The sequence below is a fragment of the Nocardioides turkmenicus genome (genome assembly GCF_011045035.1).
Taxonomy (GTDB): domain Bacteria; phylum Actinomycetota; class Actinomycetes; order Propionibacteriales; family Nocardioidaceae; genus Nocardioides; species Nocardioides turkmenicus.
The window spans coordinates 146,882-171,442 of the sequence record NZ_JAALAA010000002.1; the positions used below are offsets into that span (position 1 = coordinate 146,882).

At 69.6% G+C, this 24,561-nt stretch carries 23 protein-coding genes and 1 riboswitch; of the genes, 6 read left to right on the forward strand and 17 right to left on the reverse strand.

Annotation, left to right across the window (positions count from 1 at the left end; translation table 11 throughout):
- Nucleotides 1-3: 3 nt before the first annotated feature.
- Complete coding sequence (gene ftsH / locus G5C66_RS02845) at nt 4-2,055, reverse strand: ATP-dependent zinc metalloprotease FtsH (RefSeq protein ID WP_165109448.1); 2,052 nt, start codon at nt 2,053-2,055, stop codon at nt 4-6.
- 170 nt (nt 2,056-2,225) lie between these two features.
- On the opposite strand from ftsH, the gene G5C66_RS02850 reads away from it, so the two are divergent.
- A complete protein-coding gene (locus G5C66_RS02850) occupies nt 2,226-3,011 on the forward strand; it encodes a DUF8017 domain-containing protein (RefSeq protein WP_165109449.1) in 786 nt (261 codons plus the stop codon).
- A gap of 14 nt (nt 3,012-3,025) precedes the next feature.
- Here the strand turns inward: G5C66_RS02850 and hpt are convergent, their stop codons facing one another.
- From hpt to dacB, 4 genes are read right to left on the reverse strand one after another with little or no spacing between them, the layout of a single operon-like run.
- A complete protein-coding gene (hpt, locus tag G5C66_RS02855; RefSeq protein ID WP_165109450.1) occupies nt 3,026-3,577 on the reverse strand; it encodes a hypoxanthine phosphoribosyltransferase in 552 nt (183 codons plus the stop codon).
- A gap of 10 nt (nt 3,578-3,587) precedes the next feature.
- Nucleotides 3,588-4,571, reverse strand: coding sequence for a tRNA lysidine(34) synthetase TilS (gene tilS, locus G5C66_RS02860; protein WP_165109451.1), 984 nt, complete (start codon nt 4,569-4,571; stop codon nt 3,588-3,590).
- Nucleotides 4,568-5,620, reverse strand: coding sequence for a zinc-dependent metalloprotease (locus G5C66_RS02865; RefSeq protein ID WP_241248171.1), 1,053 nt, complete (start codon nt 5,618-5,620; stop codon nt 4,568-4,570). The genes tilS and G5C66_RS02865 overlap by 4 nt, the downstream gene beginning before the upstream one ends.
- A gap of 38 nt (nt 5,621-5,658) precedes the next feature.
- Complete coding sequence (dacB, locus tag G5C66_RS02870) at nt 5,659-7,038, reverse strand: D-alanyl-D-alanine carboxypeptidase/D-alanyl-D-alanine endopeptidase (protein WP_165109452.1); 1,380 nt, start codon at nt 7,036-7,038, stop codon at nt 5,659-5,661.
- Between the two features lie 86 nt (nt 7,039-7,124).
- Between dacB and G5C66_RS02875 the strand changes: the two genes are divergently transcribed.
- On the forward strand, nt 7,125-7,616 hold the full coding sequence (locus G5C66_RS02875; protein WP_141796010.1) for an inorganic diphosphatase: 492 nt from the start codon (nt 7,125-7,127) through the stop codon (nt 7,614-7,616).
- Nucleotides 7,617-7,740: 124 nt separating this feature from the next.
- Here G5C66_RS02875 and G5C66_RS02880 read toward each other — a convergent pair whose 3' ends face one another.
- The 7 genes from G5C66_RS02880 to G5C66_RS02910 all read right to left on the reverse strand — a co-directional run bounded on the left by G5C66_RS02880 (nt 7,741) and on the right by G5C66_RS02910 (nt 16,279).
- Nucleotides 7,741-8,292: an AAA family ATPase gene (locus G5C66_RS02880; RefSeq protein ID WP_165109453.1), complete on the reverse strand. Its 552-nt coding sequence runs from the start codon at nt 8,290-8,292 to the stop codon at nt 7,741-7,743.
- A 25-nt stretch (nt 8,293-8,317) separates the two neighbouring features.
- Nucleotides 8,318-9,259, reverse strand: coding sequence for a type IV toxin-antitoxin system AbiEi family antitoxin domain-containing protein (locus G5C66_RS02885; protein WP_165109454.1), 942 nt, complete (start codon nt 9,257-9,259; stop codon nt 8,318-8,320).
- A 227-nt stretch (nt 9,260-9,486) separates the two neighbouring features.
- Complete coding sequence (locus G5C66_RS02890; protein WP_165109455.1) at nt 9,487-11,400, reverse strand: acyl-CoA dehydrogenase family protein; 1,914 nt, start codon at nt 11,398-11,400, stop codon at nt 9,487-9,489.
- Between the two features lie 30 nt (nt 11,401-11,430).
- Nucleotides 11,431-12,498 carry a phosphatase PAP2 family protein gene (locus G5C66_RS02895; RefSeq protein WP_165109456.1) on the reverse strand — a complete coding sequence of 356 codons (1,068 nt, stop codon included), beginning with the start codon at nt 12,496-12,498 and terminating at the stop codon, nt 11,431-11,433.
- 11 nt (nt 12,499-12,509) lie between these two features.
- Nucleotides 12,510-13,541, reverse strand: a complete 1,032-nt coding sequence (locus G5C66_RS02900; protein WP_165109457.1) for an ABC transporter ATP-binding protein — start codon at nt 13,539-13,541, stop codon at nt 12,510-12,512.
- Nucleotides 13,542-13,559: 18 nt separating this feature from the next.
- On the reverse strand, nt 13,560-15,203 hold the full coding sequence (locus G5C66_RS26365) for an ABC transporter permease subunit (RefSeq protein ID WP_165109458.1): 1,644 nt from the start codon (nt 15,201-15,203) through the stop codon (nt 13,560-13,562).
- Entirely contained in the window at nt 15,200-16,279 is a 1,080-nt protein-coding gene (locus G5C66_RS02910; protein ID WP_165109459.1) for a thiamine ABC transporter substrate-binding protein, read from the reverse strand. Before G5C66_RS02910 ends, G5C66_RS26365 begins: the two co-directional genes overlap by 4 nt.
- Nucleotides 16,269-16,377, reverse strand: a riboswitch (TPP riboswitch). Its footprint overlaps the gene before it by 11 nt.
- Nucleotides 16,378-16,408: 31 nt before the next feature.
- Here G5C66_RS02910 and G5C66_RS02915 point away from each other — a divergent pair.
- Nucleotides 16,409-16,840, forward strand: coding sequence for a GNAT family N-acetyltransferase (locus tag G5C66_RS02915; protein WP_165109460.1), 432 nt, complete (start codon nt 16,409-16,411; stop codon nt 16,838-16,840).
- Here G5C66_RS02915 and G5C66_RS02920 read toward each other — a convergent pair.
- Genes G5C66_RS02920 through G5C66_RS02930 form a run of 3 tightly spaced genes read right to left on the reverse strand, consistent with a single transcriptional unit; the run spans nt 16,830 to nt 18,663 of the window.
- The gene (locus tag G5C66_RS02920) at nt 16,830-17,900 is read right to left on the reverse strand and encodes an MBL fold metallo-hydrolase (RefSeq protein WP_165109461.1); all 1,071 of its coding nucleotides are present in this window, start codon (nt 17,898-17,900) and stop codon (nt 16,830-16,832) included. The genes G5C66_RS02915 and G5C66_RS02920 overlap by 11 nt on opposite strands.
- Nucleotides 17,897-18,310 (reverse strand): hypothetical protein, encoded by a 414-nt coding sequence (locus G5C66_RS02925; protein WP_165109462.1) that lies wholly within the window; start codon nt 18,308-18,310, stop codon nt 17,897-17,899. Before G5C66_RS02925 ends, G5C66_RS02920 begins: the two co-directional genes overlap by 4 nt.
- Nucleotides 18,307-18,663, reverse strand: a complete 357-nt coding sequence (locus tag G5C66_RS02930; RefSeq protein ID WP_165109463.1) for a hypothetical protein — start codon at nt 18,661-18,663, stop codon at nt 18,307-18,309. Before G5C66_RS02930 ends, G5C66_RS02925 begins: the two co-directional genes overlap by 4 nt.
- Before the next feature lie 17 nt (nt 18,664-18,680).
- Between G5C66_RS02930 and G5C66_RS02935 the strand changes: the two genes are divergently transcribed.
- Together G5C66_RS02935 and G5C66_RS02940 are read left to right on the forward strand one after the other, a co-directional pair.
- The gene (locus tag G5C66_RS02935) at nt 18,681-19,451 is read left to right on the forward strand and encodes a putative protein N(5)-glutamine methyltransferase (RefSeq protein WP_165109464.1); all 771 of its coding nucleotides are present in this window, start codon (nt 18,681-18,683) and stop codon (nt 19,449-19,451) included.
- A gap of 221 nt (nt 19,452-19,672) precedes the next feature.
- Nucleotides 19,673-20,371, forward strand: a complete 699-nt coding sequence (locus tag G5C66_RS02940; RefSeq protein WP_165109465.1) for a YwaF family protein — start codon at nt 19,673-19,675, stop codon at nt 20,369-20,371.
- Here the strand turns inward: G5C66_RS02940 and cds1 are convergent.
- Nucleotides 20,335-21,423 carry an L-cysteine desulfhydrase Cds1 gene (cds1, locus tag G5C66_RS02945; protein WP_165109466.1) on the reverse strand — a complete coding sequence of 363 codons (1,089 nt, stop codon included), beginning with the start codon at nt 21,421-21,423 and terminating at the stop codon, nt 20,335-20,337. The genes G5C66_RS02940 and cds1 overlap by 37 nt on opposite strands.
- Nucleotides 21,424-21,595: 172 nt before the next feature.
- Here cds1 and G5C66_RS02950 point away from each other — a divergent pair, with 172 nt between their 5' ends.
- A complete protein-coding gene (locus G5C66_RS02950) occupies nt 21,596-23,059 on the forward strand; it encodes a malate:quinone oxidoreductase (protein ID WP_165109467.1) in 1,464 nt (487 codons plus the stop codon).
- 145 nt (nt 23,060-23,204) lie between these two features.
- Here G5C66_RS02950 and G5C66_RS02955 read toward each other — a convergent pair whose 3' ends face one another.
- Entirely contained in the window at nt 23,205-24,554 is a 1,350-nt protein-coding gene (locus G5C66_RS02955; protein ID WP_338144046.1) for an FAD/NAD(P)-binding protein, read from the reverse strand.
- Nucleotides 24,555-24,561: the final 7 nt, after the last annotated feature.

Here is a 24,561-nt window from a genome sequence, read left to right on the forward strand (position 1 = left end):
GTATCAGGCGGGCGGGGTGCCCTCGGGCGAACCGGCCTCGGTCGGCTTGGTGACGTCGACACCGTTGGCGGACTGGGTGCCAGACTGCTTCCCGGCAGCGCGGATCGCCTTGGCGAGGTTCTCCTTGTCGCGTTCGACGATCCACTGCGGGATCTCGACCGCGGGACGGTCGGACGGGCGGCGGGTGTCGGAGCCGGTCCAGGCCGGACGCGGGTCGCGACGACGCAGCGGCTCGAAGATCTCGGCGACCTCCTGCTTGGAGAGCGTCTCCTTCTCCAGGAGCTGCAGGACCAAGTTGTCGAGGACGTCCCGGTTCTCCTCGAGGATGTCGAACGCCTCCTGGTGAGCGGTCGCGAGGAGCTTCTTGGTCTCGTCATCGACGATGGCCGCAACCTCCTCGGAGTAGTTGCGCTGGTGGCCGATGTCGCGGCCCAGGAACGGCTCGCCGTTGGACTCCCCGAGCTTGATCGCACCCAGACGCTCGGTCATGCCGAACTGGGTGACCATCGCGCGGGCGAGGTTGGTCGCCTTCTCGATGTCGTTGCCGGCACCCGTGGTCGGGTCGTGGAAGATGAGCTCCTCCGCGGCACGGCCGCCGAGCATGTAGGAGAGCTTGTTGAGCATCGACGACCGGGTCTGGCTGTATTGGTCGTCGTCGGGCATCACCAGGTTGTAGCCCAGCGCCTTGCCGCGCGGCAGGATCGTGATCTTCTGGACCACGTCCGGACCCGGCAGGGCCGCGGCGACCAGCGCGTGGCCGCCCTCGTGGTAGGCGGTGATGAGCTTCTCCTGCTCGCTCATCAGGCGCGTACGCTTCTGCGGACCGGCGATGACGCGGTCGATCGCCTCGTCGAGGGCCTTGTTGGTGATCAGCTTCTGGTCGCTGCGGGCGGTCAGCAGCGCGGCCTCGTTGAGCACGTTGGCCAGGTCGGCACCGGAGAAGCCCGGGGTGCGGCGAGCCACGGAGTCGAGGTCGATGTCGCCGGCCAGCGGCTTGCCGCGGGCGTGGACCTGCAGGATCTTCTCGCGACCGGCGAGGTCGGGAGCGTCCACCTGGATCTGGCGGTCGAAACGGCCCGGGCGCAGCAGCGCCGGGTCGAGCACGTCGGGACGGTTGGTGGCTGCGATCAGGATGACCCCGCCGCGTACGTCGAATCCGTCCATCTCCACGAGGAGCTGGTTGAGCGTCTGCTCGCGCTCGTCGTGGCCACCGCCCATGCCGGCGCCGCGGTGACGGCCGACGGCGTCGATCTCGTCGATGAAGACGATGGCGGGAGCGTTCTCCTTGGCCTGCTCGAACAGGTCGCGGACACGGCTCGCACCGACGCCGACGAACATCTCGACGAAGTCCGAGCCGGAGATCGAGTAGAACGGCACGCCGGCCTCGCCCGCGACGGCACGCGCGAGCAGGGTCTTACCGGTGCCGGGCTGGCCGTAGAGCAGGACGCCCTTGGGGATCTTGGCGCCGACGGCCTGGAACTTCGCCGGTTCCTGCAGGAACTCCTTGATCTCCTGGAGCTCCTCGACGGCCTCGTCAGCACCGGCGACGTCGGCGAACGTCGTCTTCGGCATGTCCTTGGTGATCAGCTTCGCCTTGGACTTGGCGAACTGCATGACCCCACGACCACCGCCGCCCTGGACCGAGTTCATCAGGAACAGGAACAGCACGATGATCAGCACGAACGGAAGCAGGAAGCTCAGGATCGAGCCGAGCACGGAGGGCTTGGCCACCTCGGAGTTGAACTTCTCGAGGTTGTCGCCCTCGGCCTGGGTCTTGCGCACCATCTCGATGAGCGCTTCCTGGTCGCCGTCGACCCAGGAGGTCGTGACCTCGGAACCGCCGTCGCGGACGCCCTTGACCAGGGTCGCCTTGATCTCCTGGTCGCCGTCGACGAACGTGATCTCCTTGACCTGGTCCTTCTCGATGTAGGACGTCAGCTGACTCGTGGTGATCTCGTCGCCGCCGTTACGAGGGGCCAGGTACTGCAGCGCCAGGATCACACCGAGCACTGCCAGGATGATCCACAGCCAGGGACCTTTGAATATGCGCTTCACAGGCTTCTTTCAACCGTTACGGGGTCAGACACCGCACGCCGGGGAGCGTGCACGTCATTTAGAACGACGGTACACGCCAAATCGTGCCCGAACCCACCTGAGCGGTTCTGCCATCAGCGAAAGCGGCGATCCGGCGAGGTGCCGGAGCGAAACCGTCCTAGGGTGTCGCCATGGCCGAAAGTAAAGTCTCGGGACCGGGGTCGGGCGGTGGCTCCGGCAGCCGTCTCGCCCTGGTTCTCGTCGGAGTGCTCGTCGTGCTCCTGGTCGTCCTCGTGGTCGCTGCCGGGCTGGTCGCCTGGCGGCTCGTGGCGCAGGAGTCCGATGACGTACGTGGTCCGGCGGCGCCGCCGTCCGGCACGGCGGCCACGGGGTCACCGAGCGCGGCCGCGCCGGCGTCGGTCGCTCCCGCGCCGGTCCCCGACGGTGCCTGGCAGCCGGTGACCTCGGCCAAGGACCGGATGACCTACGACGTACCTCCGGACTGGGAGCCCGGTCCGGACACGCTCGCCGGCTTCGAGTCACCCGCCGGCGAGATCACCGCGCTCATGCATGGGATCGCGACGTACGGGGACGACTGGTGCGACGACAACTGGCACACCCTGGTCGGCTTCGTGACGCCGGGCTCGATCTCCGACAAGGGTTCGATCGAGGCCACCGCGATGCACTGGGCCAAGCAGGCTGCCCAGGACGACGGCGGTAGCAACCCGACCGGGTCGCTCGGTGAGCCGCGGACGGTCGAGGTCGACCGTGGCCGGACCACCGCGACCGCGGTGACCGCCACGGCCACCCCGCTCAGCCAGAAGTGCCCGGTGCCGAGCATCGAGGTGACCGTGGTGTCCGTGCCCGCACCCGCGGGCCCGGCGCTCTTCGTGGTCGTCGCCGACCGGGGCGCCGAGGGGTCGAACCCGGACGCAGCGCTGGAGAAGGTGATCGCCAGCCTGCGGCCGGCCCGCTAGGCAGGCCCCAGGGCTCAGCTGTAGATATGCGGCGCGAGGGTCGAGATGTCGCGGAGGTTGCGGTACTTCTCGTTGAAGTCGAGGCCGTAGCCGACCACGAACTCGTCGGGGATGTCCCAGCCGACGTACTTCACGTCGACCGGCATGCTGACCGCCTCGGGCTTGCGGAGCAGGGTCACGATCTCGATGCTCGCCGGCCCGCGCGAGTTGAGGTTGGAGGTCAGCCAGGTCAGGGTCAGACCGGAGTCGATGATCTCGTCGACGACGAGCACGTGCTTGCCGGTGACGTCGGTGTCGAGGTCCTTCAGGATCCGCACCACCCCGGACGACTTCGTGCCGGAGCCGTAGGAGGAGACGGCCATCCAGTCCATCTCGACGTGACGGTTCAGGGCGCGCGCGAGGTCGGCCATGATCATCACCGCGCCGCGCAGGACGCCGACGATCAGGAGCTCCTCGCCCTCGTAGTCCTTCTCGATCCGGCGGGCCAGCTCTTCGACCTTCGCCTGGATCTCGTCGTGGGTGAACAGGGTCTTCACGAGGTCGTCGCCGACGTACTCGGTGTCCATGAGCGCCACTCTAGATGCTGCCGGTGAATGGGCCTGATTCGAAGACGATCGACGAGTCCGTACGCCGCGCCCGCAGGTGTCCCGGCAGGTCGATCCAGCGCTGGCCGCGCCAGTCCGTGATCAACCGGTCGACCGCCTTGACGTGCTCGCGAGTGAGCTCCGCGGGCGGGCTGCCGGCCTCGAGGGCGGCGATCCGGAGGACTCGGGTGCGGACGGCGGGCGGATATCCGGCGAGCGTCTCGACCGGGAGGGTGCCGCCGAGCTCGCGGTGCATCGCCTCGGCGATGTCGTCGATGAAGTCGGCGTCCTCGCGGAGCTGCTCGGCCGTGCGCGCCAGCGCCTCGGTGACCCCGGGACCGAGGTCCTCCTCGAGCGTCGGCAGGACCCGGTGACGGATGCGCGCGCGGGTGTAGGCGAAGTCGCGGTTGTGCGGGTCCTGCCAGACGTCGAGACCCTCGATCTGGCAGGCGGTCTCGGTGTCGATCCTGGTCGTCTCGAGCAGGGGACGCCGGTAGCGGTCGAACCGCGCGCGCATCCCGGAGAGGCTACGGGCACCGGACCCCCTGGTCAGCCCGAGCAGCACGGTCTCGGCCTGGTCGTCGCGGGTGTGGCCGAGCAGGATCACGCTCGCGCCGAGGTTCTCGGCGAGCTGATCGAGGACCGCATAGCGGGCCTGCCGGGCCGCTGCCTCGGGACCGTCGCGCTCGGCCTTCACCTCGACCGTGGCGGTGACCGTCTCGTCGACGCCCATCTCGGCGAGCTGCCCGACGACCTTCGCGGCCTGCGTCGCGCTGCCCTCCTGCATCCCGTGGTCGACGGTCGCGCCGATGACGTGCAGCCCCAGCTTGTGGCCCTCGAAGACCGCCGCGGAGGCGAGTGCGAGCGAGTCCGCTCCGCCGGAGCAGGCGACGATCACCTTCTCGCCCGGCTCGAGCTGCTCGAGCGTGGCGCGGACGGGGCGGCGTACGGCTGCGATCGAGGGGTGGAGGCTCATGCCAGGACGCGCGTGACCCAGGCGTCCGGGTCGACGATCTCGGCCTTTGACGGGAGGTTCTCGGGGCCGGCGAAGACGGCGTTGAACTCCTCCATGCCGACCCGGTCGACCACGTGGCGTACGAACTTCGCGCCATCGCGGTACTGCGCCATCTTGGCCTCCAGCCCGAGGAGGCGGCGGAGCAGGCGGTCGAGCATGCCGATGCCCTGGCGGCGCTTGTTGAACGCCTTGCGGATCGTGGTGACGGTCGGGATCACGCCGGGACCGACGTCGTCCATGACCACGTCGGCGTGGCCCTCGAGCAGCGACATCATCCCGGTGACCCGGTCGATGATCTCCTTCTGCTCGGGCTTCGCGAACGCGTCCACGATCGATCCGTTGCCCTTGAGCGCCTCGGTGACCCGCTGCAGGCCGCCGTCGAAGATCGAGGCCGGGTCCATCGCCTCGGAGAGCCCCTCGATCTGGGCGAAGAGATGGTCGCGCATCCACGGGCTGGCCGTGAACTGGACCCGGTGGGTCTCCTCGTGGAGGCAGACCCACAGCCGGAAGTCGGTCGGGTCCAGGCCGAGCTCGCGCTCGACGTGGACGGCGTTGGGCGCGACCAGCAGCAGCCGGCCCGAGGGCTCGAAGAAGGGGTCGAACTGGCCGAGGATCTTCGAGGACATGAAGCCGAGCAGGCCACCCACCTCGGCGGCGCTGACCTTGGAGCCGACCGCCTGCGTGAGGACTCCCGGCGTCCGCTTCGCGGTGATCCGGTCGACGACCGGCGAGATCACGTGGGCGAAGGTGTCGGCGTTGGCCTGGATCCAGCCCCGCCTGTCGACGACCAGGACCGGCGCGGTGTCGCGGGGCGCGTCCAGGCCGGTGAAGTCGCGTACGAACTCGGTCGCCTTCGCGGCGTCCGCACGCAGCTCCTCCACGGCCTGCTGGGCCTCGTCGCGGGAGACGATCGGGCCGTCCCCGGCGACCTTCGCACCGAGGCGTACGGCCAGATCCCAGTCAACCAAGGTCGCTCCGGACGGCCTGGGGTCCTCAGCACGATGGGTCATGCGTACGACCGTAGCCGACCAGACCTATGCCGGCTGCCCTATGCCGAGCATCGACACGTCGCGACCGCCGCCATCGCGTCGTCGAGGGCGTCGCGTACGTCCAGGGTCTGCTCGGGCTTGAACCCGTCGGCCATGAGTACGACGACGAACGGCGTCCCGCGCGCGTCGACCACGATCCCGGAGAGCCCGGAGACGCCGGTGAGGGTGCCGGTCTTGGCGCGGACGAGCCCGCGGCCCGGCTCGGCGTCGAAGTTGAACCGGCGCGAGAGCGAGCCGACCCAGCCGGCGACCGGGAGTCCGGTCATCGCGGGCGCGAGCTCGGGACTGTCGGGGTTGGCGGCGGTCTGGAGCGTGCTCACCAGCAGCGTCGGCGGGATCCGGTTCTGCCGGGAGAGACCGGATCCGTCGCGCAGGACGAGGCCGGTGGTGTCGATGCCGAGCTCCTTCAGCCGGGCCGTGATCGCCGCGGTGGAGCCGTCGAAGGTCGCGTCACCGTCGGCGACCCCGACGTGGCGGGCGAGCACCTCGGCGAGCTGGTTGTCACTGTGCTGCAGCGTGTATTCGACGATCTCACGGAGGGTGTCGCCGTGACGTACGGCGAGCTGGGTGCCCGCCTTCGTCCCCCGGGTGGGCTTGCCGGCGACCTTGATCCCGTGCTTGGCCAGTGCCTTCTTGAACTGCTCGGCGGCCTGCAGGGACGGGTCCTGGCTGTAACCCCGCGCCTGGGACCCGCCGTGGTCGACGGAGAGCGCGGTGATCCCGCCGACCTCCTCACCCAGGTAGGTGCGCCGCCAGGCCGGGCTGATCATCGGACCGGCGAAGAGACTGTCGTCGTAGGCGAGGGTGACCGTCTTGGTGGTGCCGAGCTCCCGGGCCGTCTCGGCGGCGAGGGCGTCGAGGTCGCTGGTCGTGAGAGATACATCACCCCCGCCGACGAGCGTGAGGGTGCGCCCCTGGAGCGTCGTGCTGGTCTCGAACCTGCGCTCGGGGCCGTACGCCTCCAGCACCGCCACGCTCGTCAGCACCTTCGTGACGCTCGCCGGGGTCGCGGCCCCGGTGCCGTGGGTGACCAGCGGGGCGCCCTCGAGCGGCGCGATCGCCGCCTTGAGGTGTCGGCCGAGACGCTTGTCGCCGACGATCTCGCGCATCACCCGTTCCAGCGCGGCCTGATCGGGCTTTCCGGGGGTCTTCGTCTGCTCGCCCGCGACCGCTGCGGGGCTGACCGCGGCGATGTTCAGCGGGGCCGGCGGCGGGGTCGGCGCGACGTTGCCCTGGGCGTAGCGCACCCACCCCAAGGCGTACGCCGCTGCCGCCGTCCCCACCAGCAGCGCGAGCACCAGCGGCACGACGATCGCGAGCTTCCCGCGACCCTCTTCCGGCTCCTCGGAAGGCCACTTCGGCGGGCTCTGGGACTCCACGGATATCCTCCTCGATGCCGGATCTGACACAAATCGGTGTCAGACTGTCCGGCATTCCGTTTTTGGGTTTGTCTGGAGGCAGAGAAGTGACGCAGGAGTTCGACGTACTGATCGAGGTCCCCAAGGGATCCCGCAACAAGTACGAGGTGGACCACGAGTCGAATCGGCTTCGTCTCGACCGCGTTCTGTTCACCTCCATGATGTACCCCGCAGACTACGGCTACATCGAAGACACCCTCGGCGGCGACGGCGACCCGCTCGACGCGCTGGTGCTGACCCCCTACCCGCTGTTCCCCGGTGTGCTGGTCCAGGCCCGTCCTGTCGCGATGTACGTCATGGAGGACGAGAAGGGCCAGGACGAGAAGGTCCTCTGCGTCCCCTGCGACCCCCGCTTCGACCACATCCAGGACCTCGCCGACGTCGACGAGTGGACGCTCAACGAGATCAAGCACTTCTTCGAGCACTACAAGGACCTCGAGCCCGGCAAGACCGTCAAGGGCTCCGACTGGGTCGGCAAGGCCGCCGCGGAGTCGGAGATCGCCGCGTCCATCGACCGGTTCAAGAACACCGCTCACTGAGTCCTGCCGGCTGCTGACCGATCGGTCGGCGGGCGCGCGGGATGTTCACCGAGGTAACTCGGTCGAGCCTCACTGCCTTCGTGGAGTTCCACGAAGGCAGTGTCTGTTTACCGAGGTAACTCGGTCAGCATCCGCCCAGCGCGGCGTGCAAGGCGTCGTACGTCGCCTCCAGCTCGCCCGCGACGCTCGGGACGACCTTGGTGGCGGGGCGCTGGGTCACCAGGTCGGCGAGCTTGGAAGCGTACGCACGCAGGTGCTCGTCGCCCCCGGACTCCGCCACGATCTCGCGCACGATCGGGTGCCACGGGTCGGAGCCGTCGTCGCGTCCGTGGAATCGGAGCAGCGCGTCGTCCTCTACGGCCTCGAGCATGACCTCCACGAACTCGGCCCCGGCGTCGCGCGCCGCCTGCTCGAAGCGTTCGAGCTCGCTGACTCGGGCGAAAAGCTGTGGGAGCACGACGTCGCCGGCCTCGCTGAGGTAGCCGCGGATCAGCCCCAGCGCCGCCGGCCGGATCCGTGCGCCGGCGCCGATGAAGTCGTCTCGCCACCCGCTGATGTAGGTGCGCAGAAGATCGATGTCACACACCAGCGTGCCAGGGTGGTCGGCGGCGAAGCGCCTGGCGAGCGTGGATTTTCCTACGCCGGGCATTCCGTTGATGAGGATCAGCCTGGCCACGCGGCCAGTCAACCACCGTGGGTGTTCAGCTGGCGATCTGCATCCGGGACTCGAACCGAGCCAACGTCCGCCGCGGATAGTCCAGGTCGTCCCAGACGACACGCACGAATCGGTAGTCGGTGATCTCTCGGATCTCGTCCTCGCGCCGCTTCTCCTCGAATACCGCGTCGCTGGGCGACTGACCGGGCCTGAGCAGCTTTCCGTACTTCACCCTGCCGTCGAACTCGCCGAACAACCGGAACTGGGGCCAAGCCCAGTCGACGATGCCGACCAGTGAACCGTCGGCGCGGTACACCGGCACCTGGAGTTCCGGACGCGGCAGGCCTCCGACCCGAAACAGCCACAGACAGCGCGACTCCGCGATCGAGCCCGACAGCGGATCCGCGTGCCCCACAGCGGCTCCGAGCGGATGGCTGAAGGGCCACTGGTTCATCCGCTTGTATTCGGCGATCAGCTCCTCCTTGGTGAACGCCTTCGCTCGAAGGCCGGCATCGAGAAGACACTGGGCGACCTCGTCGTTGGCCTGGAGGCTGGTCTCCAGCGCACATCGAACCGCTGGAAGCGTACGCAGCCCGTCGCGTGTCTCGATCTCGTCCTCCTCGACGGCACCCAGGTGATGGACGACGTCTCCCTCGAGCGGTCGACCGGCACCATCGAGCCTGGTCACGTGCACCTTAGTGAGGTCCACACCCCACAGGTCGATCCCGTGCGCGACCATGCCCGACACGTGACTCAGAGCGATCTTGCCGCCCAGCGATCGTTGCACGGCTCGGGCACGCACACGGTGACGTCCGACCGCGTCGAGCCCTGCCCATTCGTCGGCGAAGACGTACGCCCCGCGTCTGATCCGGTGCCATGCGCCCTGACGGACGACGCTGGTGATCTCGCGGTCTGCATAGCCGGCGTTCTTCGCTTCACGGCGTGTGAAGAAGCCTTCGGTGGCGGTGATGATTCGCAGTGGGTCCATGCGCCCAGGCTTCGCCGCCCCACCGACATTTCCGACCGGAATCGGGCGCCCTGTGGATAACCGCGACCCGAACGTCACTTGTGGAGAGTCAGCGGCCCATGTGTCGCATGATCCGCCGGCGAATGCTCACCGAGGTACCTCGGTGAGCAACTACTTCCTTCACGGAACTCCACGAAGTCAGTGACACCTCACCGAGTTACCTCGGTGAGCATCCCCCCCCGCCGCCCTCAGCCGATCAGATCCTCCGCCCGCAGCAGCTCCTCCGGCACCCCGAAGCCGTCGACGAGCAGCCGGGCGTGGGGGCGGAGGTCGCGGCAGAGGCGGTTGACCTCGGCGGTGATGGCCTTGGAGCGCTCCGAGGAGAGCCGGCCGTGCTCCATGAACCACGCGCGGTCGGCCTCGATGACCGAGAGGGCGCTGAGGTCGCAGAGGACGTCCAGGACCTCCCGGACAGGCCCCGACGGCAGCCCGCGGACCTTCTCCCGGAACGCCTCGTGGATGAGCCGCTCGACGTGCGCGCGGGCGACGCCGATGACGTGGTCCTGCACGGTCGAGAACACCGCTCCGGGCTCTCCCCCTGCCTTCATGCCGGACTGCAGACGCCGGGCGACGCCGGCGAGCATGTGCTCCTCGCGGAAGCGCAGCATCGCCAGGTGGTAGTCGGCGTCGAGGATGTCGGGCTCGCGCTCACCGGCAATCGGCACGACGTCGCGGACCCGTTCGAGCAGCTTGTGCACGGCGGTGCGCTCCAGGACGGTCTCGACGGCGAGGCCGGCGACGAAGCGTACGAGGTCGAGCTGGTCCATCTCCTCGAACTCGCTGGAGTAGCCGGTGAGCAGCCCCTTCGCGACCAGCTGCAGCAGGACGGTGTTGTCACCCTCGAAGGTCGTGAAGACGTCCGTGTCGGCCTTGAGCGCCCCGAACCGGTTGGCGGCCAGGTAGCCCGCGCCGCCGCACGCCTCGCGGCACTCCTGGATGGTCCGGGTCGCATGCCAGGTCGCCAGCGCCTTGGTGCCGGCGGCCCGCGACTCGAGCTCGCGCCGGGCATGCTCCGAGGTCGTCACGCCGGAGAAGACGTCGTGCAGGTCGTCGCGTACGACCTCCTGCGCGAAGCGCAGCGCGTAGGTCCGCGCGACCAGCGGCATGAGCCGGCGCTGGTGCTGGCCGTAGTCGAGGAGCAGCGACTCCTCGGCATCCGCGGACGCCTCGAACTGCCGCCGCCGCAGCGCGTAGCGGACCGCGATCGTCAGCGCGACCTCCGAGGCCCGGATCGCGGCCCCGCCGACCGAGACCCGGCCTTGGACGAGCGTGCCGAGCATGGTGAAGAAGCGCCGCCCCGCGGACTCGATCTCCGAGACGTACTCGCCGGCCTCGGTGACGTCGGCGAAGCGGTTGAGCAGAGACGTACGCGGCACCCGCACGCCCGAGAACCACAGCCGTCCGTTGTCGACGCCGTTGAGCCCCATCTTGGGCCCGTCGTCCGCGATCCGCACCCCTGGAGCAGGAGCGCCGTCGACCCGGATCGGCACCACGAAGGCATGCACCCCGCGCTCCTCGCCGCCGACGACGAGCTGCGCGAAGACCACGGCGAGCTCGCCGTGACAGGCGGCGTTGCCGATGTAGTCCTTGTACGCATCCTCCCGGGTCGTCTCGATGACGAACTCCTGCGTGGCCGGGTCATAGGTGGCCACGGTCGCCACCGCGGCCACGTTGGAGCCGTGGCCGTGCTCGGTCATCGCGAAGCAGCCCAGCAGACGCCCGGCCACCACATCCTCCAGGTAGGCGTCGTGGTGGCGCGCGGTACCGAGCTGCAGGATCGCGCCTCCGAAGAGACCGAACTGCACCCCCGACTTCACCAGCAGCGACAGGTCTCCGCCGGCCATCTCCTCGAAGGCGGCGATCGAGGCGCCGACGTCGCCGCCCCCGCCGTACTCCTTCGGGAACCCGAGCCCGGTCAGTCCCGTCGCGGAGACGTCGAGGAGCATCTCGCGGACCCGTTCGCGGTATTCCGGCCGGGGCAGCTCCTCGACCTCGTCGAGGAAGTCGGCGCGCTCGATCAGGGACGTGCGTACGTCTTCCCGGACTCCCGCGTATCGCCCGTCGAGAAGTGCGGTCAGTGAGGCTGCATCGATGGCGGTCACGCCACCAGACTAGGCCCGATCAGGTCCGGATCAGGTCAGCTCGTGCGCGACCTTCGCCTCGCGTCCGGCGATCTCGTCGGACTCCGCGACGAGCCGCCGCACGCCCTTGCGCTGGAACTTCTGGCCGGCGGCGAGCCCACCGAAGTAGTAGGCGACGAGCGCGATCATGCAGCCCGCGATGTCGTCGGCGAGGTAGTGCCAGCCGAAGTAGACGGTCGCGACGACGGTGATCCCGAAGTTGATCCAGCCGGCCCAGCGGGCGATCTTGTTCTCGATCGTGGCATGGATCATCAGCGCCACCAGCAGGGTGATGCCGCAGTGGAGCGAGGCGAACCCACCGACCGACTGCACCACGTTGGCGTCGACGTCGAAGAGGACGTGCTGCCGGGTGAAGACCAGCGACTCCATCAGGCTGCTCGCGGGGGTGTCCGGCAGGTCGGCGTAGAGGTAGGGGTACTGCAGGCCCGGACCGACGGTCGGCAGGCAGTAGTAGGACACGGTGCCGAGGATCCAGGCGATGCACTGCGAGGCGACGAACCAGTAGCCGTAGGCCAGGTTGCGCGACCACACCAGCCACGCGGCGACCGCGAACGGCACCAGCGGCAGGAACCACATGTAGATGTAGGAGAGGAACCACGCCACCCAGCCGGTGCCGAGCAGGTCGTGGAGCAGGATCGCCGGGTCGGAGCCGAAGAGCACCGCCTTGTCGATCAGGTGCAGCTCGTGGTCGAACTCGTAGGTCTCCGGCACGACGAACGGCAGGAACGACTTGAGGTTCCGGTAGCAGACGTAGACCAGGTAGAAGCAGACGATGCCCATCGCCACGAGCGTCAGTCGCTCGCGCGTCCAGTGGGTGCGGACCCGCTCCTTGAAGATCGGGCCCATGTCCTTCCACTTGAACTTCGCCAGCCACAGCGTGCGTGGCACCAGGTCGACGAGGAGGGCAGCACCGACGAGGAGGGGCAGCCGGAGCCAGGACGGTCCGAGGAAGCCCTCCGGGTCGAGCATGCGCTTGTCGACGATCTGTGCGGTAACGACTGCGATCAGGCCGAAGATCAGCGCGCTACTGACGAGGAAGATCTGAGCGCGGCGATACATAGCCGCTTAGTTTAAATGGCGGGTGGCTGCTCCGCCGATTCCTGGATGCACGATTCGGGAACAACAGATTCTGGTACAGCCAGACGGTTCGGCTCGACCCGCAGCCTGACCGACTCTCCCGGCGCCGGCGCCGAGTCGGCGACGGCATCGACCTCGCCGACGTCCTCGAGACGTACGACGAGCCGGTGCTGTTCCGGGGTGGCCCTGGCCGAGATCACGCTGCCGATGAGCGGTCCGGCAGGGTCGGCGGCGAAGGCGGATCGGCGGAGCGCCACCGCGTCGGCCGGGCTCAGCCCGGCGGCCTTCAGAACGGTCCGTGCCGCTCGGCCCTCGAGCACCCGGGCGTACCCCAGGAACAGCGCCGCCCAGGTGTCGACGGGCTTCGCCCACACCTCCCGCAGCGTGCCTTCCTGGACGAGGCGACCGTCGCGCAGCAGCGCGATCCGGTCGGCCACCGCGAAGGCCTCCTCCTGGTCGTGGGTGACCATGAGCGCGGTGGTGCCGGCCTGGTGAAGGATCCGTCGCAGGTCGCCCGCGAGGCGCTCCCGCAGACCGGCGTCGAGCGCGGAGAGCGGTTCGTCGAGGAGCAGCAGCCGCGGCTCGACCGCCAGCGCCCGCGCGAGCGCGACCCGCTGCCGCTCGCCGCCGCTCAGGGTGCCCGGGAGGCGGTTCTGATAGCCACCGAGGCCGACGAGCTCCAGCAGGTCGGCGACCCGCTGCTCCCGGTCCGCTGCCGGGATCCGACGCAGCCGCATCGAGTAGGCGACGTTGCCCGCCACGCTGAGGTGCGGGAACAGCTGCCCGTCCTGGAACATCAGCGCGAACCCACGCTTGTGCGTAGGCACCCCGCGCACCGACCGTCCGTCCCAGCCGATCTCGCCCGTCGCCGGCTCGAGCCCGGCCACCGCCCGCAGCAGCGTCGACTTCCCGGACCCCGACGGCCCGAGCAGCGCCAGCACCTCGCCGTCCGCCAGCTCCAGACTGACGTCCTCGACGGCACCCTTCCCGTCGTACGCCACCGACACCTCACGCAGCGACAGCATCGCCACCTCGCTCCTGGTTCACAGTGCTCCGATCGAAGGTACGCGGAGACGCTCGACGAGGAGCATCACGACCGCGGTGGCGGCGGCGAGGACGCAGGCGGCGGCGAGGGCCATGCCGTAGTTGTCGGACCCCGGGCGGGACAGCAGCCGGAGGATGACGACCGGCAGCGTCGGACGCTCCTCGCGGACGAGGAAGGAGGTCGCGCCGAACTCCCCCAGCGAGGCCGCGAAGGCGAAGCCGGAGGAGGCGAAGAGAGGCTTCCAGACGGCGGGTACGTCGACCGTCATGACCGTACGCAGCGGCCCGGCCCCGAGCCCGGCGGCGGCCTGCCGCAACCGGTCGTCGACCGACCCCAGGACCGGCACCAACGTCCTCACCACCAGCGGCAACGCGACCAGAGCCTGGGCCAGCGGTACCAGCCACGGCTCGTCCCGGAAGTCGAGAGCGCCCGAACCGAGGGTCAGATAGAGCCCGAGTCCGAGCGTGACGGCGCTGACCCCGAGCGGCACCATGAACAGCCCGTCGAGCACTGCGCGCACCCGACGCTCGGCCCGGGTCCGCGACCGACGGGTCACCGCGAAGGCCACCAGCAGCCCGAGCACGAGCGCGACCGCGGAGGCCTGCACGGCGACCGCCAGGGACGTCATCAGCGCGGTCGTGACCGGCACCGGAAGCGGCGGGTCGAACCCGGGGGTCTGTAGGGCGACGTAGTTGCCGAGGCTCCACCGGTCGTCGACCCGCAGCGAGCCGAGCAGCAGGGCCAGCAGCGGCCCGGCCACCAGCAGGACGAGCACCGACGTCGACAGCAGGACCGGGAGGTCCCGCAGCGACACCCGGCGGCGGCGTACGACGACCCGGGACTGCGCCGGATCCGGCACCGAGCGCAGCCGACCGGCCACGACCAGCAGCCCGACCACGACCACCAGCTGGAGCACCGAAAGCACCGCGGCGCCGGGCAGGTCGAACAGGGTGAAGGTGAGCTTGTAGATCTCGGTCTCGATGCTGTTGTAGCGCACTCCGCCGAGGGTGAGCACGATCCCGAACGCGGTGGCGCAGAAGAGGAAGACCACCGAGGCCGCGGAGACGATCGCGGGCCGCAACGCGGGCAGGGTGATCGTCCACAGGACCCGCGAAGGCGACGCCCCGAGAGCGGCGGCAGCCTCACCCGGACGCGGGTCGAGCGACTCCCAGGCCGCCCCGACCGCGCGGATCACGACCGAGGCGTTGAAGAAGACGAGACCGAGGATGATCGCCGTCGGCGTCCCGTCCAGCCCGAGCGGAGCCAGCAGCCCGGCCTCGCCGATGAGCTCACGGAAGGCGACGCCGACGACGACGGTGGGGAGCACGAACGGCACCAGCAGCCCGGCACGGATCACTCGCTGCAGCGGGAACGCCAGCCGATGGAGCGCGAACGCGGCCGGCAGCCCCAGCGCGACGCTCAGCACGGTCGCCAGCCCCGAGGACCACAGCGTGAACCAGAGCGCCCGCTGGATCTCCGAGCGCTCCAGCACCCGCAGGACCACCGACGGGTCGAAGGATCCGTCGAAGAACAGCCCGCGCTGCACCATCCCCGTGACAGGCAGGACGAAGAAGACCGCCAGCACCGCCACCGGGAGGGCGGCGAGCGCAACGAGTGTCCCTACGCGACGGGTGGAGCTCACTGCGCGATCGTGTCACTCCAGGTCGCCAGCCACGCCTCCCGGTTCTCCTCGATCTCCTCAGGCTCGACGGAGAGCGGCGAGGTCGGCTGCTGGGCGAACTTCGCCCAGTCGGCCGGCAGCTCGACGCGGGAGGAGACGGGGAACACGTACATGCTCTCCGGCAGCGCCCCCTGCACGCTGTCGGAGAGCATGAAGTCGATCAGCGCCTTGGCACCCTCGGGGTGGTCGGCGCCCTTCAGCACGCCGGCGTACTCGACCTGGCGGAAGCAGGTGTCGAGCAGGGCCTTGGTCGTGGTCTTCCCGTCCTTGACGGTGAACGCCGGCGAGGAGTCGTAGGAGACGACGATCGGCCGCGTACCCTTCCCGCCGCCCTGGGTGAAGTCGGAGTAGTAGGCCTGGTCCCAGCCGTCGACGACCTTGGTGCCGTTGTCCATCAGCTTGCCCCAGTAGTCGGCCCAGCCGTCCTCGCCGTACTCGGCGACGGTCGCCAGCAGGAACGCCATCCCCGGGGTCGAGGTCGCCGCGCCAGGGGCCACGAAGAGGTCCTTGTACGCAGGCTCGGCCAGGTCGTCGAGCGACTCCGGCGGGGTCAGCTTCTTGGCCGCGAACCACTCGGTGTCGATGTTGACGCACACGCTGCCGTTGTCGACGGGGGTGAGGAAGTGCTCCTCGTCGCCCGGAAGGTCGAAGTCGGAGACACCCTCGGGGATCTCGGAAGGCGTGTAGGCCTCCAGCGCACCCTGGTCGATCGCCCGGCTGGCGAAGGTGTTGTCGACGCCGAAGACCGCGTCGCCGTCGGGATTGCCGGTGTCCATGGCGATCTTGGTGGTCAGCTCGCCACCGTCGCCCGCGTGCCGGATCTCGGCGGTGTAGCCGGTCTTCTCGGTGAACTCGGCCAGCACCTCCTTCGGCAGCGTGAAGCTGTCGTGGGTCAGCAGCACGACGCTCTTGTCGTCAGCACTACTCGACTTCTCCGCGTCCGGCTCGGCGGGCGTGCCGCCCCCGCACGCGGTCAGCAGCAGCGCGGAGACCGCAGCGATCGCGGTGGCAGTGATGGCAGGCGTACGCGTACGCATTCTGACTCCCTTCGCCGGTGTCAACCGGAGCAGGTTCGGAGGGTCTGCGGCGCTGCTCGCCGCACTCTCAGGCCTCTCGGCCTCCCCTGTCTGTTCCCGGCAACACTACTTGCTTGCGAGAATCCACCCATGACCGACGTCTCCATCTCGTCCTTCGACGACCTCACCCCGAAGACCGCGTACGCCCTGTGGCAGCTGCGCCAGGAGGTCTTCGTCGTCGAGCAGGACTGCCCGTACCTCGACCTGGACGGCCGTGACCTCGAGCCGGGGACGCGTCATGTGGTGCTGACCGAGGACGACGAGCTCGCCGGCACCGCCCGCATCCTCGACGACGGTGACGAGTGGCGGATCGGCCGCGTCGTCCTCGCCCCCGCCCACCGCGGCAAGGGCCTGGCGGACGTGATCATGCGGGCCGCCGTCGAGGCCGTCACCGACCGCGACATCGTGCTGGACGCTCAGTCGCCGCTGGCCGGCTGGTACGCCAAGTTCGGGTTCGTGAAGGACGGCGAGGAGTTCCTCGAGGACGGCATCCCGCACACCCCGATGCGGCTCAGGCGCTGACCGTGTCGACCGGGGCGAAGAGCACGCTCGCCTCGGTCTCCTGCCGGGTGGCGAGCCCCCGAGCGACCAGCAGCTCGAGGTGGGCCTTGGTCTCCATGACGGCGAGGCCGGCGTTGAAGTAGTCGAGCTCGGCGAAGGCGCGCTCGTGGCGGGTCCAGCCGAGGTCGCCTGCGACCTCGAGCGCCGAGCGTCGGCCGGCTCGCAAGGAGGCCAGCGACTGGGCGAGCCGGTCCTCGTGGTGGGCGAGGAGCTCGTCGACACGCGCGTGCGACGAGGTCGCGACCGGACCGTGGGCGGGCAGAAGCCGCAGGTCAGGAAGGGACCGGACCTTCGTCAGCGACGCCATGAAGTCGCCGAGCGGGTCGATGACCGGGACCGGCTCGAAGCCGATCGACGGGGTGATCGTGGGCAGCACGTGGTCGCCGGCGAACAGGACCGAGCCGGCCAGGTCGGCGTAGACGTAATGACCCTGGGTGTGGCCCGGGGTGTGCACGGCGTCGACGTCGCGGCCGGCCACGTCCAGGCGTACGTCCCCTTCCAGCCACTGCGAGGGCATCCGCCAGTGCGAGAGATCGGGCAGCGGAGGCGGGTTCGCGGCCCACTTCTCGGCCAGCTCGGGTGCGCCGGCGTGAGCCAGGAGGCGGTCGGTCGAGATCCAGCCGTCGAGGTCGCCGTTGGTGAGCTCGAGGGTGGGCCGTTCGCCGGCCCCGAGCAGCACCTCGGCGCCGAACTCCTCACCCAGCACCGAGGCGAGCGTGTAGTGGTCGCGGTGCACGTGGGTGACCAGGAACCGTCGGATGTCGCCGAACTCGAAGCCGAGCTTCTTCAGCCCGTTCTCCAAGGCGGAGCGACCCTCGGTGATCGCCCAGCCACCATCGACCAGCGAGAGCCCGTCGGAGCCCTCGAGGACGTAGATGTTGACCGCCTTGAGCCCGTCCATCGGCAGCGGCAGCGGGATCCGGTGCACGCCGTGGGCGACCGTCCACGCGCCGGGAGCGGACCAGTGCTCCCCCGAGTCAGGCGAGATGGCGGTGGCTGTCGACTGACTCGTCTGGCTCATCGGGCTCCTTCGGGTCGTCCTCTCCAGAGCCAGAGCAGACCCAGGATCGGCAGCAGGGCGGGAACGAATCCGTATCCGATCCCGAACTTCGACCATACCGAGTCGTCCGGGAACCAGGACGGCACGACCAGCGACAGGACACCGACGACGACCACGCCGGCCAGCTCGATCCAGAGCATGACCTTCGCGAAGCCCGCCGACCCGTTGGCCGCGCTGCGGATCGCGAACCAGCCCGCGACGTACGTCGCCGCCGCGACCACCGAGAGCGAGTAGGCGATCGGGGCCTCGTCGAAGCGGGTGAGGACCTGCACCAGCGACCGGGCGCCCGCGGCGAGCACGAAGATCGCGTAGACGGTCAGCAGCACCAGGTGCGGACCGGATCGGGTCTTGGCGGGCGAGGTCTCGGTCACCGGACCATCATGACGCGTACGGCCACGACCCCGGTCGCCAGGGCGGCCGCCGCGATCACCCCCGAGGACCAGGTCGAGCGGTCCCCGCGCATCGTCTGCAGGGCCAGCGGCATCAGGCACACCAGCGCCCCCACGTAGCCCAGGAAGGTCGACAGCGACTCCGGCTTGCGCCCCGCCGACCAGCTCGCCAGCGCGCCCAGCGCGAGCACGACCGCCAGGACCTCCAGCATCCAGCTGATCTGATCCAGCCACTTCGGTCGGGGCGCTCTCAGCACCACCCCGAGGACGGCCGCGATCGTCACGAATGCGGCGTAGCCGGCCACGATAAATGCGATCAGAGTGACGGCGTCCACGTGCCAATCTTGTCCCAATGACCTCCACAACACCCGACCCGGGTCTCGTCGCCCGCCTCCGCGCCGCCGGCTGCGTCTTCGCCGAGGACGAGGCGGCCCTCCTCGAAGCCGAACCCGTCTCGTCGCAGGAGCGAGAGGCGATGGTCGTACGCCGCGTGGCCGGTGAGCCGCTGGAGCTCATCCTGGGCTGGGCCGAGTTCTGCGGGCTCCGGATACGGGTCGCGCCCGGGGTGTTCGTGCCGCGGCAGCGCTCCGCGCTGATGGTCGATCTCGCCGTCCGGGCTGCCGGGCGAGGCGCCGTCAGGCGGGTTCTCGACCTCGGCTGCGGGACCGGGGCTCTGGGCGCCGCGGTTGCGGCCCGGGTCCCGGCCGCGGAGATCTGGGCCACCGACATCGACCCCGCCGCCGTCGCCTGTGCCCGAGAGAACCTGCCGCCGGACCGCGTGCTCCTCGGCGACCTCTACGACCCGCTCCCGGACGGCCTCGAGTTCGACGTGATCGTGGCCAACGCTCCCTATGTGCCGAGCGCCGAGATCCGCAACATGCCGCCCGAGGCGCGCGACCACGAGCACCACGTGGCTCTCGACGGGGGCGCGGACGGGCTCGACGTGCAGCGACGCGTGATCGAGCAGGCGCCGAAGCATCTGACACCCGGCGGCGTACTCGTCATCGAGTCCGGTCAGGAGCAGGCGCCCGTCACCGCGAGGCTGATGCGGGAGCAGGGGCTGGTCGCGGAGATCCATCACGACGAGGAGCTCTACGCGACCGCGGTGACCGGAACGGTCTGAAAAGCGAGGCGTCCCTCTGATTGCACACCACCCCCGCAGTGTGCATTCAGAGGGACCTCCACCCGGCTGGTGAATCCCCCCGGATCAGCCACCAACCTCGGTGTTGGAAGGTCGTCCGCCCCCCACCGGCGGACGACCTTCTCGCCGATGAAACGGGCCACCCGCGGACCCATGACGCGGGTTGGGAAGAATTTTTTCGGGAATCCCGTCAGACTTTCGATATGCAGGCTTACGGTCTGACCCATCTGGTGCCGTTGTCCCTGCTCACAGCGGGGATCGTGGCCGTGGTCTGGCTGGGCAGGCGGCAGCGGAGGGACGAGAATCCGTCGAGATTCTCTCGGGCGTTCGCCCTCGCGATCCCGCTCACGACGATCCCGCTGCAGGCCCACGAGTGGGTCACCGACTTCGATCTATTCATCGATCTGCCGATCCATCTGTGCGACCTGGCGTGGATGGCGGCCGCGGTGGCGCTGTGGACGCACCGCCCCTACCCGACGGCGCTGACCTGCTTCTGGGGACTGACGCTGACCACGCAGGGCGTGCTCACCCCGGACGTACGGGACTTCCCGGAGGTCAGCTACATCACCTTCTGGGCCATGCACCTGATGGTCGTGCTCGCCGCCGTCTACCTGGTCTTCGGGCTCAAGCTGCTGCCACGCTGGCGCGACTACGGCTGGGGGGTCGCGACCACCGCGGTGTGGGCCGCGGTGGCGTACGTCCTCAACCTGATCCTCGACGCCAACTACGGCTACCTCCGCTACAAGCCGGCGTCGGGGTCGCTGCTCGACGTGCTCGGCCCGTGGCCGGTCTACATCCTCAACGAGATCCTGCTGATCGCCGGGATCTGGGCGTTGATCACCCTGGGTCTGAGGCGATGGGCCCGTCAGGAGGGGTCTACGAGGACGCCGGTGCGCTCGTAGTCGGCGAGAGCCGCGGCGTACGGCGTCAGGTCGATGCCCTTCTCGCTCACCCAGCCGTCGTCGTAGTAGGACGACCGGTAGCGCTCCCCGGAGTCGCACAGCAGCGAGACGACGCTGCCCTGCGCGCCGGTCTCCACCATCTCGCGTACGACACCCAGCGATGCCCACACGTTGGTGCCCGTCGAGGGGCCGACCGCGCGGCCCATCCGGGCCGAGAGCCAGCGCATGGTGGCGATCGAGGCGGCGTCGGGGACCCGGACCATGTCGTCGACGACCCCGCCGACGAAGGACGGCTCGACCCGCGGCCGCCCGATCCCCTCGATGCGCGACGGCATCCCGGTGGCGTAGTCGGAGGTGTCCATCTCCCAGCCGCCGTAGAACGCGGAGTTCTCCGGGTCGGCGACCATCAGCTTCGTCGAGTGGCGGCGGTAGTGGAGGTAGCGGCCGATCGTCGCCGAGGTGCCGCCGGTGCCGGCCGAGACGACGATCCAGGTCGGCACCGGGTGACGCTCCTGCGACATCTGGTCGAAGATCGACTCGGCGATGTTGTTGTTGCCGCGCCAGTCGGTGGCCCGCTCGGCGTAGGTGAACTGATCCATGTAGTGGCCGCCGCACTCGCGGGCGAGGCGCTCGGCCTCGGCGTACATGTCGGGGGCGCGGTCGACGAAGTGGCAGGTGCCGCCGTACCACTCGATCAGCGCCACCTTCTCCTTCGACGTCGAGCGCGGCATCACCGCGACGAACGGGAGCCCGAGAAGCCGGGAGAAGTACGCCTCGGAGACCGCGGTCGACCCGCTCGACGCCTCGACCACCGTTGCGCCCTCGTGCAGCCAGCCGTTGCAGATCGCGTAGAGGAACAGGGAGCGGGCGAGCCGGTGCTTGAGCGAGCCGGTGGGATGGACGGACTCGTCCTTCAGGTAGAGGTCGATGCCCGGACAGCCCGGCAGCGGCACGGCGTGCAGATGGGTGTCGGCGGAGCGCTGCGCGTCGGCCTCGACGCGGCGTACGGCTTCGTCGATCCAGGCGCGGTGGGAGTCAGAGAGGCGTGGCACCGCCCGAGCGTAACTCCACCCTGAACTACCACCGGCATGTGCGGTGAGCCACAATGAAGGGCGGAAACCGCTGGACTCATCCTGGGGTCCGGGCAGTGAAGTTGCCCACAAGTTAGACCGATCTAACGACCCCGATTAACCATTGCAGCCCCAAAAGCGAGACAAAAGACCTGTGGACGAACCTCTTGACGTAGTGCTGATCGGCGGCGGCATCATGAGCGCCACCCTGGGCGTGCTCCTCCAGGAGCTGGAGCCCAGCTGGTCCATCAAGATGATCGAACGGCTCGACTCGCTCGCCGTGGAGTCCTCAGGCCCGTGGAACAACGCCGGCACCGGCCACTCGGCGCTGTGCGAGCTCAACTACAGCCCGCAGCAGCCCGACGGCTCCGTCGACATCTCCAAGGCCGTCAACGTCAACGAGCAGTTCCAGCTGTCCCGTCAGCTGTGGTCCTTCCTGGTCGAGAACGGCCGCATCCCGGACCCCGACAAGTTCATCCACACCGTCCCGCACATGTCGTTCGTCTGGGGCGAGGACAACGTCGAATACCTCCGCAAGCGCTACGAGGCGCTCTCGGACCACCCGCTGTTCCAGGGGATGGAGTTCTCCACCGACCCCGAGGTCATCCGGGGCTGGGCGCCGCTGCTGCTCGAGGGCCGCTCCGCTAAGTCGCTCGCCGAGGAGCCCGTCGCGGCCACCTGGACCAACGCCGGCACCGACGTCGACTTCGGCTCGCTGACCTCGATGCTGACCCGCACCCTGGTCGACAAGGGCGCCGACCTCGAGACCGGCTCCGAGGTCACCGACCTCCACCAGACCATGGACGGCTTCTGGCACGTCTACGGCCGCAACGGCTCCGGGAAGTACCACCTGCGCGCACGGTTCGTCTTCGTCGGCGCCGGCGGTTACGCGCTGCCCCTGCTGCAGAAGGCCTCGATCCCGGAGATCCGCGGCTTCGGCGGCTTCCCCGTGTCGGGTGAGTTCCTGCGTACGTCCAAGCCCGAGCTCGTCGCCCAGCACCGCGCCAAGGCCTACGGCAAGGCCGCGGTCGGCGCGCCGCCGATGTCGGTGCCTCACCTCGACACCCGCTACGTCGAGGGCAAGACCCACCTGATGTTCGGTCCGTACGCCGGCTGGAGCCCGCGCTTCCTCAAGACCGGCTCGCTCACCGACCTGTTCCTGTCGGTGCGGCCGCACAACCTGGTGCCGATGCTGCGCGCCGGGCTGACCAACATGGACCTCACCGTCTACCTGGTCAAGGAGCTGCTGCGCTCGCCGCGCAAGAAGTTCGACGACCTCCTCGACTTCTTCCCCGCCGCCGACCGCAAGGACTGGGAGCGGATCATCGCCGGCCAGCGGGTGCAGGTCATCCGCCCCGACGGCGTCCTGCAGTTCGGCACCGAGGTCATCACCGCCGAGGACGGCACCATCGCCGGTCTGCTGGGCGCCTCCCCCGGCGCCTCGACCGCCCCGGCCATCATGGTCAACGTCCTGCGCCGCTGCTTCCCCGACCGTTGGGACGCCTGGCAGCCGCAGCTCAAGGCGATGATCCCGGCCACCGGAGCCGAGCTCAGCGCCGACCCCGAGCTCGCCGCCGAGACGTTCGCGCGCACCGACCGCCAGCTCAACCTCGGCTGACCAGCTCGTCCGCTGGTCGAGCCGCGAGGCCGCCTGCGGCCGAGCGTGTCGAGACCAACACGGTCCTATCGAGCGCCGAGGCGACTGTGTTGGTCTCGACACGCCTTCGCCTAGCGGCTCCGGCGGCTCGACCAGCGGTGGGATCTCAGCTGGCGAGGTGGGCGGCCACGGCCGCTGCCTGCCCGCGGATCTCGGGGATGGCGGTCGCCTCGTAGAGGGCGCCCTTGCAGGGCGGGCCGACGGTCAGAAGACCAGGTACGACGCGGCCGTCCGCTCCGATGACGTGACCGTCCTCGGTGACGTCGATGCCCAGGCGGAGAGGGTCGGGGGCGATCAGGCCGCGCTTCTGGAGCGCGAGCAGGAGGGGGTTGTCGGTGCGGGTGATGTCGGGCGAGGGACCGGTGCAGTTGATCACCGCGGTGACCTCGCGGTCACCGTCGGCCAGCGCGACGACCGGCTCGACGCCGTCCGCCCGGCAGCCGAGCACCCCGCCGCCCAGGATCTCCAGGCGGCCCTCGGCCTGATAGGTGTCGAGCAGGGCGGCGATGCGCGGGGCCATGCGGTGGCGGCGTACCTCCCACTCGCGGGCGTAGACCTCGCGGAAACGACGGCGCTCGGGCTCGGGCAGGCGGCGCCAGATCGACTGGGTCGGACCGCGGAGGCCGTCGATGACCGCACGCCAGTCGACGCCGAGGGTGGCAGCGTGCTCGATCTGGTCGCGTACGAGGCCGGCGATGCCGTCGGCGGTCAGCGGGCCGTCGGGGATCGGGGTCACCCAGGAGGTGAACTGGTCGTCGACGTGGGGGTTGGGCACCAGGCCGTGGCGGCTCACCATGATCACCCGGCGGGCCGGGGAGTCGTCGAGGAGCGTGACCGTGGTGTCGACGGCGGTCAGGCCGGTGCCGACGACGAGCACGGTCGCGTCGGCGGGCAGGGCGCTGATCCGGGCCACGTCCCAGGGGTCCGACAGGTTCCACGGTGCCTCGGGCAGCCCGGCCAGCGGCTGCGGCGGCGGGTTACCGTACGCGAGGACGACCGCGTCCGCGACGTGGCCCGTATCGTCGTCGCTGGTCAGCACCCGGAATCCGGCACCGACCGGCTCGACGTCGACGACCGTCTCCCCGACCGTCTCCAACGCCCCGGGCCCGGCCGCCGCAGCCTGCCCGAGCCGGTCGCGCAGGTAGCGCGCGTAGTCGCGGCGCGGCAGGAAGTCGATCGGGCGGAGCTCGATGCCGGCCTCCGCCGCCCAGTTCAGCAGGTCGTCGCGGTCGTCGGGGAAGCCCGACATGTTGTTGGCCCGGACGTTGAGGAGATGGCGGCTGTCGGTGGTGGAGTAGGCCACCCCGTAGCCGGCCTCGCCGCGCGACTCGAACAGCGTCACCGACGCGCCCCGGCGGAGCAGGTTGATCGCGGTCAACGTGCCGCTCGCGCCTCCTCCGATGATCGCCACCGTCGGGGTGGAAGGTGGCGTGGGCGGCGCGGCATCTGTCGTCACCCCGACA